The organism is Mucilaginibacter rubeus, from assembly GCF_003286415.2.
Lineage (GTDB): Bacteria > Bacteroidota > Bacteroidia > Sphingobacteriales > Sphingobacteriaceae > Mucilaginibacter > Mucilaginibacter rubeus_A.
On record NZ_CP043450.1, the window covers coordinates 1867559 to 1883288 of the forward strand.

Annotated in this window: 10 protein-coding genes; 1 reads left to right on the forward strand and 9 read right to left on the reverse strand. The window is 43.2% G+C overall.

Annotated features, from left to right (window positions below; genetic code table 11):
• Positions 1-20: 20 nt before the first annotated feature.
• The 7 genes from rnr to pbpC form a co-directional block, all read right to left on the reverse strand.
• A complete protein-coding gene (gene rnr / locus DEO27_RS07655; protein WP_112570168.1) occupies positions 21-2159 on the reverse strand; it encodes a ribonuclease R in 2139 nt (712 codons plus the stop codon).
• Positions 2160-2237: 78 nt separating this feature from the next.
• Positions 2238-3935, reverse strand: a complete 1698-nt coding sequence (locus DEO27_RS07660) for an ABC transporter ATP-binding protein (RefSeq protein WP_112570170.1) — start codon at positions 3933-3935, stop codon at positions 2238-2240.
• A complete protein-coding gene (locus DEO27_RS07665) occupies positions 3935-4642 on the reverse strand; it encodes a 3'-5' exonuclease (RefSeq protein WP_112570172.1) in 708 nt (235 codons plus the stop codon). The genes DEO27_RS07660 and DEO27_RS07665 overlap by 1 nt, the downstream gene beginning before the upstream one ends.
• 93 nt (positions 4643-4735) lie before the next feature.
• Positions 4736-6376: an outer membrane beta-barrel protein gene (locus tag DEO27_RS07670; protein ID WP_112570174.1), complete on the reverse strand. Its 1641-nt coding sequence runs from the start codon at positions 6374-6376 to the stop codon at positions 4736-4738.
• On the reverse strand, positions 6373-6951 hold the full coding sequence (locus tag DEO27_RS07675; RefSeq protein ID WP_112570176.1) for an RNA polymerase sigma factor: 579 nt from the start codon (positions 6949-6951) through the stop codon (positions 6373-6375). The genes DEO27_RS07670 and DEO27_RS07675 overlap by 4 nt, the downstream gene beginning before the upstream one ends.
• A 178-nt stretch (positions 6952-7129) precedes the next feature.
• Complete coding sequence (locus DEO27_RS07680) at positions 7130-7699, reverse strand: hypothetical protein (protein ID WP_112570178.1); 570 nt, start codon at positions 7697-7699, stop codon at positions 7130-7132.
• A 76-nt stretch (positions 7700-7775) separates the two neighbouring features.
• Positions 7776-10064, reverse strand: coding sequence for a penicillin-binding protein 1C (gene pbpC, locus DEO27_RS07685; RefSeq protein WP_317132980.1), 2289 nt, complete (start codon positions 10062-10064; stop codon positions 7776-7778).
• A 184-nt stretch (positions 10065-10248) separates the two neighbouring features.
• Between pbpC and DEO27_RS07690 the strand changes: the two genes are divergently transcribed.
• Complete coding sequence (locus DEO27_RS07690) at positions 10249-10974, forward strand: glycosyltransferase family 2 protein (RefSeq protein ID WP_112570182.1); 726 nt, start codon at positions 10249-10251, stop codon at positions 10972-10974.
• On the opposite strand, the gene DEO27_RS07695 is transcribed toward DEO27_RS07690, so the two are convergent.
• Both DEO27_RS07695 and DEO27_RS07700 read right to left on the reverse strand, forming a co-directional pair.
• Positions 10961-11707, reverse strand: a complete 747-nt coding sequence (locus DEO27_RS07695) for a 4'-phosphopantetheinyl transferase family protein (protein ID WP_112570184.1) — start codon at positions 11705-11707, stop codon at positions 10961-10963. The genes DEO27_RS07690 and DEO27_RS07695 overlap by 14 nt on opposite strands.
• A 3-nt stretch (positions 11708-11710) precedes the next feature.
• Positions 11711-15730 (reverse strand): non-ribosomal peptide synthetase, encoded by a 4020-nt coding sequence (locus DEO27_RS07700; RefSeq protein ID WP_112570186.1) that lies wholly within the window; start codon positions 15728-15730, stop codon positions 11711-11713.

Below are 15730 nucleotides of genomic sequence, written 5' to 3' on the forward strand. Positions count from 1 at the left end.
AATCAACCATTCACCAATTATCAATCCTGTACCAATATAAAATCTATCTGCTTCTTGGTCAGATCAACCTGTTTTACTTTGATCTTGACTTCATCGCCTAATTGATAGATCTTCTTTTTACGCTGGCCAATGATGGCGTAGTTCTTCTCGTCCAAAGTATAAAAATCGTCGGATATATCGCGCAGGCGGATCATGCCCTCACACTTGTTTTCGATAATTTCTACATACATGCCCCATTCTGTAACACCCGATATGATGCCCATAAAGGTATTGCCAACCTGGTCGCGAAGATACTCAGCTTGTTTGTATTTTACTGAAGAACGTTCCGCATCGGCAGCCTTTTTCTCCATTAACGAGCTGTGCGAACACAGTTTTTCATAAAAATCGGCATTGGCCGATTGTCCGCCGTTTAAATAATGGAACAGCAACCTGTGTACCATCACATCCGGGTAACGGCGAATTGGTGAAGTAAAGTGTGTGTAATGATCAAAGGCCAAACCATAGTGGCTGCTGCTTTTGGTAGTGTATACAGCTTTGGCCATTGAACGTATGGCAAGGTGCGTTAATACGTTCTGCTCTTTTTTTCCCTCAACATCTTCCATCAGGAAATTAAGCGATTTAGCCGTTTCCTTGTCAGATTTGGTGTTGATCTTATACCCGAACCTTGCGGCAAACTGCGCAAAATTAGCCAGAGCGTCGGGCTTAGGCGAATCGTGTACGCGATAAACAAAGGTATATTTATGTTTGCCTTTCCCCATTTTACTTACATGCTCGGCAACCTTACGGTTGGCCAGCAACATGAAGTCTTCAATGAGTTTATGGGCATCTTTACGTTCTTTTACGTATACTCCAATTGGTTTACCGGTTTCATCAAGTTTGAATTTAACCTCGGTAGTTTCAAAGCTAATAGCACCGTTTTTAAACTTACGCTCGCGAAGTTTATAAGCTAACGCGTTTAACTTAAATATTTCTTCCTTAAAGTCGCCTTCGCCGCTTTCTATTACCTCTTGGACCTCTTCATAAGTGAAACGCCTGTCAGAGTAAATGACGGTTTTACCATACCATTCGGTAACGATGTTGGCGTTCTCATCCAGCTCGAACACCGCCGAAAAGCAAAGCTTTTCTTCTTTAGGGCGAAGGGAGCAAAGACCATTTGATAATCTTTCGGGAAGCATTGGTATCACCCGGTCAACAAGGTAAACTGAGGTTGCCCTGTCCAAAGCTTCTTTATCTAAAGCCGAGTCGGGGATAATATAGTGCGATACATCGGCAATGTGAACGCCAACTTCAAAATTGCCGTTTTCCAGTACACGATAGGATAGGGCATCATCAAAGTCTTTGGCGTCAAATGGATCGATGGTGAAGGTGGTAATGTTACGGAAATCGCGGCGTTTGGCAATTTCTTCGGGTGTGATCACGTCTGAAATTTCCTCGGCGTCATGCTCTACTTCGGCAGGGAATGATAACGGAAATCCATATTCGGCCAGGATTGCATTCATTTCCGTATCGTTTTCGCCCTGTGCGCCTAACACATGTTTGATACGGCCTATAGGGTTTTTAGCCTCTGTTGGCCAGTCAGTAATTTCGGCTACCGCTTTGATGCCATTTTTAGCCCCGTTTAACTCGGTGATGGGGATAAAAATATCGTGCATCATCTTGCGATCGTCTGGAATAAAAAAGGCATATCGTTCAGAAAGTTTAACTACGCCGGTAAACTCCATTTTAGCACGATGGATGATCTCGATAACCTCGCCCTCTTTATGCTTGCCTTTACTTTTGGCGTATACGTAAACCTTAACACGGTCGCCGTTAAGCGCGGTGCGGAGTTTGCGAGGGGCGATGAAGATATCGCTCTCAAATTCATCGTCGGTAACTATGAAAGCCGAACCGTCGTTGGTAAGGTCTACCACACCCTCGATAAAGGTTTTAAGTTCAAGTAGCTGAAATTTGCCTGGGGAAATTTCTTTGAGTACTGATTTTTTAACCTCATCTTTTAAGATTTCATAGATGATCTCACGCGCTTCGGAATCACGAACGTTTAGTTTAGCGGAAACCTGTTTATAGTTGAGTGGTGTATTGCCGTTTTGTTCAAATATATCAAGTACCATTTGGGTAAGTACCTGGTGTATAGAAGAGTTGTTTTTCTTACGTTTAGACATAGGATAGTATTTGCATCAAAGATACTGAATTTTGAAGTGCCGGATTGATTCAATTAGCGGCGAGTACACACCGTTTTATCAACCCGGTATCGAGGCTATCAGCCTTTTGGTGTACTCTTCTTTAGGACGGTAATAAATATCATCAGGATAGCCTGTTTCAACTATTTCGCCCTTGTTCATGACCATCATGCGGTCGGAAATATGCTTGATCACAGCCAGGTCGTGGGAGATGAAAATGTAAGTAAGTTTAAGTTCGTCTTGTAGTTCACGAATCAGGTTGAGCACCTGGGCCTGCACCGATACATCAAGCGCCGAAACAGATTCGTCACAAATGATGAACTTGGGCTGAAGTGCCAGGGCCCGTGCTATCACAATCCGCTGCCGTTGCCCGCCCGAAAATTCATGTGGATAACGGTTAAAGTGCGCTGGTTGCAGGTTAACCCGTTCAAGCAACTCAAGCACTTTACGTTTACGGGTGGCATCATTGCTGTAAAACTGGTGCACCTGTAAAGGTTCCATAAGCGATTGCCCAACGGTAAGCTTAGGGTTTAATGACGAATAAGGATCCTGAAAAATAATCTGGATATCTTTCCTGATCTGTCTCAACTCATTCTTTTTAAGCCCGCGAAGATCGGTTCCTTCAAAAGAAACCTTGCCCGACGTAGGTTCTATCAATCTTAAAATACTTCGGCCTAAGGTAGTTTTGCCACATCCAGATTCGCCGACCAGCCCTAACGTTTCTCCCGGATATACATCAAAGCTTACATTGTTTACCGCTTTTACAACATGGTCCTTCCGTTTAAACAAGCCTGTATCTGTAGGAAACCACGTATTTAGTTTTTCGGCCTTTAGCAGCGGCCGTTGCTCATATAGTCTGTGTCTTCTTGCAGCAATTTCGGTGTCCGGATAATGATATAATTCCCTGATGCTTTCAATAGTCACTGCGGGTTTGCCTTCGTCCAGGAAATCGGCCACAACAGGCAGCTTTTTCAAATGCTGCTGAGGGGTAGGGCGGCAGGCCAGTAAGCCTTTAGTGTATGGATGTTTAGCGCTGGCAAAAAGCTCATCTACGGTAGCTTCTTCCACAATTTCGCCTTTGTACATGACCAATACCCTGTCGGCGATTTCCCTGATCACCCCCAAATCATGCGATATAAAGATGAGGCTCATATGCCTTTCAGCCTTAAGCTTGTGCAGGAGCTCGATAATGGTTTTTTGTACCGTAACGTCAAGGGCGGTGGTAGGCTCGTCGGCAATCAGTATCTCCGGGTTGCAGGCCAGGGCCATAGCAATCATTACCCGTTGTTTTTGGCCGCCTGAAATTTGGTGGGGATAGCTGTCGAATATGGCTTCCGGCCGGGGCAATTGAACTTCCTTGAACAGATCAATAGTTCTTTGCTTTGCCTCAGCTTTAGTTACGCCCAGATGCAGCCGGATAGCTTCAGTTAGCTGAAAACCGCAGGTAAGCACAGGGTTAAGCGATGTCATCGGTTCCTGGAAGATCATGGCCACCTGGTTACCACGCACCTGCTGCATCTCATCTTCAGATAGCCTGCACAGACAGACTCCATTTAAAAGCACCGAGCCGTTTATTACAGCCTGATCTTCATTTAGTAAGCGCATCAACGCAAGAGAAGTTACAGATTTGCCGGATCCGGATTCGCCTACAATGCCAATGGTTTCGCCCTTATCAAGCGTAAAGGAAATTCCCTTTACGGCCTCGAACTGGCTTTTGCCATTCTTAAAACTAACCGACAGATCGTTTACTTTAAGCATCAGCCTACAACGGTTATAAATTCGTCAGGAATCAATTCTTCGCCCCGATAACGCCTTAGCAATTGTGCTGTTGCAACCACATCCTTTTGGCAATACGTGCAAATACGTTCCAACTGGTTTTCATGCCAGTAAACACGACCAACATCGCTGCCATCAATATCATCCTTGGAGGTCGGAATATTAAAAATAGTAGTGAGCAGGTTTAAGGAGGTATAATGTTTGTGATCGCCAAATTTCCACAACTCCATGGTATCTAAATGGGCAATCTCCCAGGGCTTTTTACCCGCTATTTGCAGTTGCTGCGGAAAAGGCATGCCGTTCACCAACAGCCTTCGGCAGATATATGGGAAGTCAAACTCCTTACCGTTATGGGCACACAAAACAAGATTAGCGGGCTGACTGAACAACAGGTTTGAAAACTTGGTTAGCAATTCTTTTTCATCGTGCGATGCAAACGACTTTACCCGCAATCCTACGTTTTTTCCCGCTGTAAAAATCCCGGCCGAAATACAAACTATTTTACCAAACTCGGCCCAGATCCCGGCACGCTCGTAATGAACATCGGCAGGTTCGTCTTTGCGTTGATGCCGGGTTTTTAGTTCCCATAAAACCTGCAGATTTTCGGGTAGCTGTTCGTGACTGCTGTACTGTGGTACAGTTTCAATATCAATTACCAGTAAATTATGCAGATCGTACTGTTCAAGCATCCGGTTAAGAATTATGGAGGCAAGATAATGATAGTTTTTATCTTAAGTATGGATACGGCTTTGCATGCTGAATCAATTTTTAAAAATGGTATTTTAATGATGCTTTGAACCATTTAACTTAAAGCCAACACTAATCTGCAATGTTCCGGGATTGGTTTTATAGTTGCCAAAATCAGAAATGACCTGGTAGCCACTAAGGTTTTTTTGGTACACAGCCTCAAATATTAACCTGTTAAACTGAACGCTTACGCCGCCCGATAAGCCGAAGTTTATTTTTTGATCATACCGGGTTGTCTTTATTTTATTTTGGGCATTAGCAAAGTATATAGTGTCAAGATTCATATCCAGCCGCTGTAAATTGGTGTTGCTATTGATTTGTTTAACAGGGAGATTAATAACTGGTCCGCCTTTTATGCTGATATTGTTGTTGATCTTGTACATCACATGGATGGGCACATTTACAAAATAAGCTTTTCGTGAATCGGTTACTTTGACAAATTGTGCAGAATCAACTTGGCTGAAACTCTTATTGTCATATGAGCCACCCAGGTTAAGTGGCGTTAAAAATCGTACCTGCGCGTTTATGGCCCATTTATCGTTTAAATGATAGGTGCCAAATAGCCCGGGATAAATATCAATAGGGAAACTACCATAGATATTCCTGTTTTGCGAACCGGGTGTAAAGCTTCCTGAAGTATTGGCGCCTAATAAAAATCCCCAGTCCATATTAGCGAATACGGTGGATAGCGGCCTTGACGATGAGATTTTACCACCTTTTGCTTTGCCGTTTTTTGTTGATGGATTTTTATTTGCTTTGTTTTTATTGTTTGAGTTTTTGATTTGCCTAACGTTGCCGCGTGCTGCGTAATCAGAACCGGTTATTATAAACTTTGATAAAGACTGATTAGAGAATATTTGAGGCTTAATGAACGAATTATTGTTCATCCCGAATAATTGGGCCATGCTGATTTGGGTAGCCGAAAGCAGCATAATATTGTTATCAGTTGAATTGCTATTTTGCGTTGCACTATCTGACGAGCTTTCTTCAGCCAAAGTGTTCGAGCCTGAAACTGTACCTTGTTGTTTGGTTAGGTTTCCTGTGGATACTTGTAGGTGATTACTTCGGTAATTTCCCGAAGTTAGATAACCAGTACTATTATGATTTGGCGATAAGGTTGAATTTGCCTGTGCGTTACCGCCGTTAATTACTTGCTGGTTTGTTGCCGATTTATTGTTTTTTAAAGCCAGTTTCCCCTGATTATTGTTGCTATTAACCTGGCCCGCAATTGTTATGTTATTAATGCTGTCTGTTTTATTAATGGATGATGTCAATTTCTGTAAAGCGTATAAGCTATCAACTTTGGTGTCGGGATCTACTGAGTCAACAGTCATAGCGGTATTTAAACTGTCTTTGCCTATTGCTTGCCTGTGTTTTTGGGGCTGATGGTGAGATGTATTTTGATGTTGCCTGGTTTTAATAATGTAAATGACAGTACCGGTAACTGTGGCCACAGTTAGCGAGGCTATTAATATCGATGTGGCTTTCATCGCCTTAATAGCTTTTATGGCTTTTGCTATTTTTGAAACATGTGGAGCGGATGTTAAAGGCAACAGGGGCAAATGCTTATCAAGGATAGATTGCATTTCCTGCCATCCGCTTTGAGCTTCAGCATCAACCGGTAGCTGATCGCGTTTCTGCCGCCAAAGATCGGGGTCTTTAAATAAATCTTTCATCGTTTTATTTCACTCCTTTCTTTCGACTGGATGCTGCCTGGTTCAAGCAGCTCTCTTAATTTTTTCTTCGCCTCGGCCAAATGCCAGCGGGATGTACCTTCGCTGATACTAAGTTGTTCGCCTATTTCTTTGTGTGTAAACCCATCAAGTACTGATAGGTTGAAAACAGTTTGGGTAGCAAGGGGCAGGGTACGGATGCTTTGCAGAATATCTTCAAAATAAAGTTTCTCCAGGGCCGAGGGGGAGATGAAATAATCATCATGCTCATGGATATCAAAACTTACGGTGTTAAATTTCAACTCCTTCCTGCACAGGTCAATTGAGGTATAGATCATGATTTTCCTGATCCATCCACCCAACTCGCCTTTTTCGATATCGAAATTATTTACAGACTGGAAAACTTTCAGGAACCCGTTATTGAAGGCCTCTTTAGCCAGTTCTTTATCAGGGACATAACTATTACAAACGCGAAGCATCTCTGCATAAAATAATTTGTACAAGGCTTCCTGCGCCGTTCGGTCGTTATTGATACACCCTTTTACCAGCCTCTCTGTTTGCTTCTTGCTTAGGTTCATTCAAAAAAATCACGTTTAAATGATTGTAACTACCTCTTCGGATACAATTCATCAAACGTTGGGTAAAATGTAGATTTTTTTTCAAATTATTTTCCGACTATATGATTTTACAGGAAAATCGATCAATATCGGCCTGCTGCAACAAACTAATATGATCGATGTCCTGTGATTGAATTAATTATCGTGTTAAGGTTTTAGGTGAAATTACAATGCCTGTGGAATAATTCCAGTCGAAAGTGATGCTGGTTGCCGAAACGATGATGTTACCGGTATAAGTAGTACCATTAAGTGTTACCTTTAATGGGTGACTGCCGTTTACCTGGTAGCTTTTTTGAAAGTTTACCGCCGCCACCATAGGGATATCGCCAGTACCATGGCAAACCAAGGGCTCTTGTACATTAAGAAAATCAATGAAGAAGTTGTTGTTTGCGTCAAGCGTGTTGTGGAATTTCAACAGGCCGTTTGAACAATACCGGTTAGTTGTTACCGCGTTGAACGAAATAGCCACGCTATCACCTGCCACATTTTGATGATACCCGGGAGCCAACGTAATCTTGTCGCCGGTTAGGGCAACAAGTTGGCTTGTATCCGCCGGAGGTGTTTTCACGGTAGTATCACCGGAGTTTTTTAGGGCATTATTGCTGGTCGCAATTTTTGGATTACTGATTACGTCATTCTTTTTAGTACATCCTGAAACAATAAAAAAAGCCAGCAAGAAGGTTACAATAGAATAGGTTAGTTTTTTCATTTTAATTGATTTATGATTTTATTACATCATCGAATCAATCAGTGAAAACGTTGGGTGAGGCCTGGTTTTTATTAAATTATTTTTTTAATACCTCAAACCCTATGCTTATGGTGTTGCCATTGCCATCAACCAAAGTAAGGATGTGTTTCCCGGGAGGCGGATTTAAAGCCATCTGATGGAAGTCTCTTGTTTCGCCAACGTATTGATCATCCAAATGCCAGAAGATCTTCATACCAGGCTGGCGATGGGCAGCATTGCAGATCATGCGGCCGCGGGTGCCATCTGCCTCAAGGGGTACATATATTTTAGCGCCGTTTTTAGGGTATATCACTTCCATGGCGTTTCCGTTTTCGGCCTGGGTACAATCCGCGCGAAAAGGAGGCAGTACGTGGTATTGATAGTTCCTGGCCTTGTAATAATACTCCATAGATGGTGGCAGCACAAACCAGCTTTTATTCAGGATGTTATCCGGGGGCTCGCAGTTACCGTTTACCTGCCATTTGGCGTCGGCAGATAAGTGAACCAATTGATGATACGGACAAACCGGTGCTTTCAAGCCGCTTTTGGGTACGTATTGCTCGTCGACATCCTGGCAGTATTGTCCTGCTCGGTAACCACTTTGCCTGCACACGTTTATTTTTACCATTTCGCCCATAGGCATCTCAAACCAATCGCGCGATACCGGCAGCAACCTGAAGATCTCGAACAGGGCAGGGGCAGCGGTATTAATACCGGTTAATCCCGGTCGCCCTTCACCATCGGTATTGCCAACCCAAACACCAACTACATATTTGGGTGTAACGCCGATAGCCCAACCATCCCGAAAGCCGAAGCTTGTTCCGGTTTTCCAGGCGACGCGCTGGCTTGAGCTAAACTGCTGCCAAAGCATCTCTTCGCCCGGGCGCATCACTTCTTCCATAGCCTGAAATGTGTAATAAATGGAAGCGGCATCCAACAATCCTGATTTTTGAAGTTCTGGTTTGGCACCGGCCTTTTTTTCATAAACAGGATTGTGAAAATCGACAGGATCGTACCTGCCATTATTTTTGTTGTAATGATTGAGCACACGGGCCATGTCGGCATAAGCACCGCTTAGTTCCCAAAGCGTATTTTCGCCACCGCCTAAAATTAAAGACAGACCATAATGATCGGCGGGTTTGGTTAAAGTGGTGATACCGGCTTTGTGCAAAAAGTCATAAAAGCGCTCGTATTTATACTGTTGCAGCATTTTAACCGCGGGTACGTTCAATGATCGGGACAAAGCGCGTGATGCTGGTACAGCACCATCGTAACCCAAATCAAAATTTTCGGGGTGATAGCCGGCTATCATGGTTGGCACATCGGGCATCAGGCTATTGGGTAATATCAAGCCATCGTGCAGCATAGCGGCGTAAAGCAGCGGCTTTAAGGTACTTCCGGGGCTTCTGGGCGCATCAATTACATCAACGTCGCTTTCCATCTGTGGGTCTTCACGATGGGCTATGTTGCCTGCATAGGCCAGTGTGGCGCCCGTTTCAACGTCAAGTACAATAGCTGCTATGTTGTTGATATCATTTGCCTTTAACAAACTGTGATGTTGCTCCAGGATATCATTTACCTGCTGTTGCAATGATGATTTAATGCTGCTTGTAATGCGGGTATCACCATCGGGCTTTGCCTGGTAATCGGTTTTAAAGCGTTGCAGCAGGTGCGGGGCGAGTTGTGGTAAAGGCATCGGCCTGTCGGGCACGGGTTCAAGCCGGGCAAGGGCGGCGGTTGTGCTGTCTATAATACCTGCTTTATGCAATTTATCTAACAGGGAATTGCGTTTGCGGAGGAGAATTTCCCGGTTCCGGCCAGGGTGTACCAGTGACGGGGAATTTGGTAAAACCGCCATGGCCGCCATTTCTCCCCAGGAAAGTTTATCCGGGTTTCGGCCAAAATATCTCCATGAGGCTGCGTCCAGGCCTATTACGTTGGTGCCGAAGGGTGCGTTACTGGCATATAAGGCCAATATTTCATCTTTACTGTAGGTTATTTCAAGGCGCATGGCCATGAAAATCTCTTTCAATTTATTCCAGATGTTGCGCTTGTGTTTGGTTGCCAGCCTGATCACCTGCATGGTAAGGGTACTGCCTCCACTGCTTACTTTCTTTGAGCTCAGGTTTTGTTTTATCGCGCGGCTAAAGGCAATAAGGTCAAAGCCGGGGTGGTGTTCAAAACGCTTATCCTCAAAAGTGATAATACATTGCTTGAATTTTTCGGGAACATCTGCATTATAAGGAAAGCGCCACTGCCCATCGTTAGCAATAGATGCGCCAAGTAATTGGCCCTGATCATCGTCAATTACGTATGAAGTTGGGCTATTAAATAATGGTTTGGGCAAACAAAACCAAAATATGAGGGTTAAAACAAACAAAAAGAAAAGCGAGACTATGACTTTAGGCTTTTTTAAATAACTTTTAGCTCGTTTTAGCACAAATTGCATTACTAAATATAAAAATATTAAGCCAGTTCAGGTTTATACAACTATAATTGTGGCAAAAATCTACCAGGCAATAATACAATAAATGACGATACAAAAATTATCAATTATTATTCCGGCTTATAACGAAGGTAACACCATACATTTAATTTTGGATAAAATTAAAACGGTAAACCTTATCAATGATATCGAAAAAGAAGTGATCATTGTGAATGATTGCTCAAAAGATGATACTGAAGCCGCCATTTATAAATACAAGCTTGGTAACCCCGAAATTAATATCCAATACTTTAAACATGAGGTAAATAAAGGCAAGGGGGCTGCCTTGCATACCGGTATCTCCAAAGCAACCGGCGATTACCTTATTATCCAGGATGCCGACCTTGAATATGATCCTGCTGAATATAACGACCTGTTAAAACCGGTGGTAGCCGGCTTTGCCGATGTGGTTTACGGTTCGCGCTTTATGGGGAGCAATCCTCACCGCATCCTGTTTTTCTGGCATACTATAGGTAACAGGTGGCTGACGTTTGCGTCAAACTGGTTTTCCAATCTTAACCTTACAGATATGGAAACATGTTATAAATTGTTTAATACCAGGATGATCCAATCTATTAAACTTACCGAAAAGCGTTTTGGCTTTGAGCCTGAAGTAACTCAAAAAATTGCCCGTGTGCCGCGGATAAGGATTTATGAGGTAGGTATTTCGTATTATGGCCGTACGTACGAAGAAGGCAAAAAGATAGGATGGAAGGATGGCGTAAGGGCTATTTACTGTATCCTGAAATACGGTTTGTTTAAATCGAAGTAAGATCGTAAAACCTTAGAACGGGCTGAGACTCACTTTCGTAGGCTACTGTGGCCATATTATCGCTATCAAGTTTAAAACTCATCAGCTTTATTGCTTCGGATGAATTTACAAGGCCACTATTGGTTATGTGGTCGCCATCTAGGGAAGGGATATTTTTAATTCTCTCGTCCAGTCCTTGACTCGTGAGTTTTGTTGTAGCTTCTTTGCGCGTCCAGAGGAGGACGAACTTTTCTATCGACTCGGTTTGGTTGATAAAGCGGATTTCATCGGAACTGAAGTTGTCAGCAAGGATTTCTTTAAAGGCAAATGACTGGTCGATTTTCTCTGTATCGATACCAACTTTTGTTTGGGATATGGCAATGGTCACCCACTCATCCGAGTGAGATATATTGTAATTAATGGTAATTCCTGTTGTTTTTACGAATGGCTTTTTATTTGGGCCTATCTCAAAACGGATATCTTCGGGTTTTTGAACCAAATACTTGCCTAAAATGATCCTTAGCGCGGCACGGCTTACGATAAAGCGCTGCCTGTCTTTTTCCTGGTAATATCTCCCTGCACGGGTTATTTCATCGGGCAGCAGCAATGTTTTAAGCTGCCCGATAAATGAAAGATGATCGGTAATTTTAATTCGCCACACATCAATATTAACGCCAACAGCCAGGTTGGGGTTGGCATTTTGCTGCCAGTCAACAGCATCGAGATAGTGTATTGCTACCTTTACTGTATCCATAACTTATTTTTTAGCAGCTTCATCGAGGCAATTTTGCAAAATTTTTGCAAAGATCTTGTCGTTAGGCGCTTTAAAAATTGAATTATGCTCGCCGGGAATAGGATGTACGTTGATGCCCTTTAAAGCATAAGGTTGCCAGCCAAGGTATTCAAAATCATCCATGTAAAAGGTATGATTATCAGCCTTGAACAGTTCAATGGAGATGTTGTAGGGCTTCAGCTGATAATTTCGTTCGGCTTGCTGGTTCATCTCATCTATCTTGTTTGAATAGCCAAAAAAGCCTTCCTGCTTTTCATCGTTCTTAAATCGCCATAAAAGCCTCGTAGCATGGCGTTTAATGTTTTTTGTTTTGTCGGCTATATTTTGCGAAAGACCCTCCGGTGTTAAAAGATTATACTTCAGCTTACGTAAAAAGAACTTAGCCCGTTTGGTTTGCATGGTAAGCCACGGGTCAAAAAATGGCGAACGGTATGCATAGGTATCAAACATGGCAAGCATTTTTACCTTTTTGCCTTGTGCCTCCAGTTGTATGGCCATTTCATAAGCTATGATACCGCCAAATGAATACCCGGCAAGTGCATACGGTCCGTCGGGATTTTGTGCCTGGATAGCAGAGATGTAATGAGCTGCAATGTCTTTAATCTCGGTAAGCGGTTCATCAATACCGTTAAGTCCCTTAGCCTGTAAGCCATAAACCGGTTGATCTGGGTGCATGTTGATAGCCAGCGCATTAAATAATAAAACGTTAAGGCCAGCCCCATGCACAATATACAAAGGTGTTTTACTGCCGCTTGGCTTTATAGGCACAAGCGAATCCCATACTATGGATTTACCATCCATTTCAAGCATAAGGGACAACTTCTCAACCGTAGAGTTTTCAAAAAGCGCGGCCAGGGGCAAGCGTTTGTCCGTTAGTTTTTCAATGCGGGTCATTACCTGTACCGCGATAAGCGAATGGCCTCCCAGTTCAAAGAAGTTATCGTAAACGCCAATATTCTCAATGCCCAAAAACTCACTCCAGATATCGGCGATCATTTTTTCGACGTCTGTGCGTGGGGCTACATATAAATTGACATTTTCGGCAACGAGAACAGCATTATTTTGGATCAACGTTTTTTTATCAACCTTGCCATTGGGTGTAAGCGGGATGGAAGCAATAATGATAAAATCATCCGGAACCATGTAATCAGGCAGGGAGTTTTTTAACGAAGTCCGCCAGTTTTTTATCAATGTGGATTCCTCTTCGGTAATGTAGTTGTCGTTTATAACAATATAAGCAACAAGTTTATTCACGCCACTTCTATCAGGCTGGGCTACAACTACCGCCTGTTTTACATCGGCTTTGTTGATCAGGTGATACTCTATTTCCCCGGTTTCAATCCGATACCCACGGATTTTGATCTGCGCATCAGCACGGCCAAGGCATTCAATTTCACCATTATCCATAAACCTGCCTAAATCGCCGGTACGGTACATCTTAGCATCCAGTTGATCAGAAAATGGGTCGGCTATGAATTTTTCGGCTGTAAGTTCTGGCTGGTTTAAATAACCGGCTGCCAGGCCGTCACCACCAATAAATATTTCGCCTATGGTGCCGGTATCCAGTGGGTTAAGGTTCTTATCTAAAATGTAAATTGAAGTATTGTCGATAGGGCGACCAATCGTAATCGCCGGATCTTCGGTCTTGATCTCTTTAATGGTTGACCAAATGGTAGTTTCGGTAGGGCCGTAAACGTTCCATAAAGATGATGCTTTTCCGAGGATCCTTTCGGCCAGTTCCTTAGGTAAAGCCTCGCCGCCGCAAATTACCTTTACCGGGGTATTTGTATCCCAACCTGCTTCAAGCATAATTCGCCAGGTATATGGGGTGGCCTGCATGGTAGTTATCCCTTCCGCACGTATAATATCAAGCAACGCGCGACCGTCTTTAGCAGTTGCAGTATCGGCAATAATTACCTGGGCTCCACTTAATAACGGCAAAAAGAGTTCGAGTCCGGCAATATCAAAACTTATTGTCGTTACAGCAAGCAATTTATCTCCGGCGGTCATTCCAGGTTCCTTTTGCATGCTGTACAGGAAGTTCACCAGGCTGTGCTGACTGATCTGAACGCCTTTAGGCATACCTGTTGAGCCTGAAGTATACAGGATATAGGCAAGATCATCACCTGTAACCGTAACTTTCGGAGTATCGGTACTGTAGTTTGAAAGTTTGGCCCACTCAGTTTCTAAGGTAAGTTCGGTAGCGTTTGATTGGTAACGGCCTTTGTATTTTTCAGAAGTTAGCAGTACCACTGCTTTAGAGTCGCCGAGCATATAATTGATCCGCTCGAGTGGGAACTGGGGATCAAGCGGAATGTAGATACCGCCGGCTTTCATAATACCCAGTATAACCGCCAGCATTTCTACCGAACGATCAATAGCAAAGGCAACCTTATCACCTTTTTTAACTCCCTTATCAATCAATAAAGCGGCTAACTGATTGCTGATATCATTTAGTTGCCTGTAAGTAAATGATTGTGTGCCAGATTTTACTGCAACCGAATCACTTTGCCAGTTGATGAGCTGATATAAGGCTTTATCTTTAGGGTAAGCTATTGCCGTATTGTTCCAAACCTTGAGCTTTTCTATCAGCTCTTCCCTGTTAGAAGCGGGTATGGCACCTATTAATGTATCTGGCGCGGCTACCAGTTCATGGAGCAAAAAGCTAAATTCATCCATCATGGTGCGGATAGCTTTTTCGCTGAATAACTGTGTGTTATATGACCATTCTAAAACTAAAGCTTCATCACGGCCCGAGATATTGACAAAGATCTCAAAGTTTTCATACTCACGCGGATTACTTATCAGATGATGCTTCAATCCATAAAAATCAACATCGTCATCCATCCCCATATCAATGTTGAACATCACCGGCACCAACGGAACCCGTGAAGCATCGCGGGGAATACTTAGCTTTTTAAGTAATTCGCCGAACGTGTACAACTGGTGATCATACGCGTCAAGAATAGAGGAATTGCGTTGTTTAAGATAACTGCGGAATGATTGATCGCCTTTTGGATAGCTTCTTAACGGAAGCAGATTGACACAATGCCCTACCAAGCGGTAATTACCCGTGGCTGATTGGCCTGCGGCGGGTAAACCCAATATGATCTCGTCCTGCCCGGTTATTCTTTGCAGAAAAACTTCAAAAGCAGCTAATAGGGTGGTCACAAAGCTACTTCCGTTTGTCTTGCCCAATTGCTTCAGCGCCGAAGCAAGATCTTTATCAAGATCAAAATCAAGGCGATTGCTTTTATAAGTACGTACCGCCGGGCGAGGCAGGTCGGCAGGCAAATCAAGCTGATAATTGCTTCCTTTAAATTCGTCTAACCAGTATTGCTCGTTGTTTTTATATTCCTGACTATCAGTGAATAAAGATTGTTCGTTTGAATAATTACTGAATGAAGACGCTTCCGGTAATTCAATATATTCACCCTGGGCATAAGCAGAATAAAGCTTGCTTAAATCCTGCATCATGATACCTATTGACCAGCCATCGCAAATAATGTGATGCGCTATAAAAGTTAACCGATGCTCGTTTTCATCCAATTTAATTAACTGAACTTTAAACAAGGGGCCGGCAACCAGGTCAAAAGCGGTAAACGCGTTTTGGTTATTTTGCTCGGTAATAAAGGATTGCTGTTCCTCAGCACTCTTTCCCGACATGTCGGCGAACTTAAAATCAAGCGGTAATTCTTTATAAATACATATTGATTTACCATCGGCACTAAAAGCAGAGCGTAATGCCTCATGCATAATAGTGATTTCCTGTAAAGCTTCCAACATTGCCTCCTGGTCAAGCTGACCGGAGAGCTGTAACGAAAAAGATTCGTTATATGCACAGTTGGCTTCATTGCCGCCAATAATGCAGGACGCCCAGATCTCTAACTGAGGTTCGGTTGATGGCGCTATTGCGATAAGTTCAGGCCCCGCAAAAGGATCAAATTCAACCGGTATAATATCGTATAAGGTATTTGTAGTCAA

What these genes read in the sequence shown, in the direction of transcription:
- DEO27_RS07670 (WP_112570174.1), bottom strand. Translation starts at nt 6,376, where the DNA reads ATGAAAGATTTATTTAAAGACCCCGATCTTTGGCGGCAGAAACGCGAT.
- DEO27_RS07695 (WP_112570184.1), bottom strand. Translation starts at nt 11,707, where the DNA reads ATGGATACAGTAAAGGTAGCAATACACTATCTCGATGCTGTTGACTGG.
- DEO27_RS07660 (WP_112570170.1), bottom strand. Translation starts at nt 3,935, where the DNA reads ATGCTTAAAGTAAACGATCTGTCGGTTAGTTTTAAGAATGGCAAAAGC.
- DEO27_RS07690 (WP_112570182.1), top strand. Translation starts at nt 10,249, where the DNA reads ATGACGATACAAAAATTATCAATTATTATTCCGGCTTATAACGAAGGT.
- DEO27_RS07665 (WP_112570172.1), bottom strand. Translation starts at nt 4,642, where the DNA reads ATGCTTGAACAGTACGATCTGCATAATTTACTGGTAATTGATATTGAA.
- DEO27_RS07675 (WP_112570176.1), bottom strand. Translation starts at nt 6,951, where the DNA reads ATGAACCTAAGCAAGAAGCAAACAGAGAGGCTGGTAAAAGGGTGTATC.
- rnr (WP_112570168.1), bottom strand. Translation starts at nt 2,159, where the DNA reads ATGTCTAAACGTAAGAAAAACAACTCTTCTATACACCAGGTACTTACC.
- DEO27_RS07680 (WP_112570178.1), bottom strand. Translation starts at nt 7,699, where the DNA reads ATGAAAAAACTAACCTATTCTATTGTAACCTTCTTGCTGGCTTTTTTT.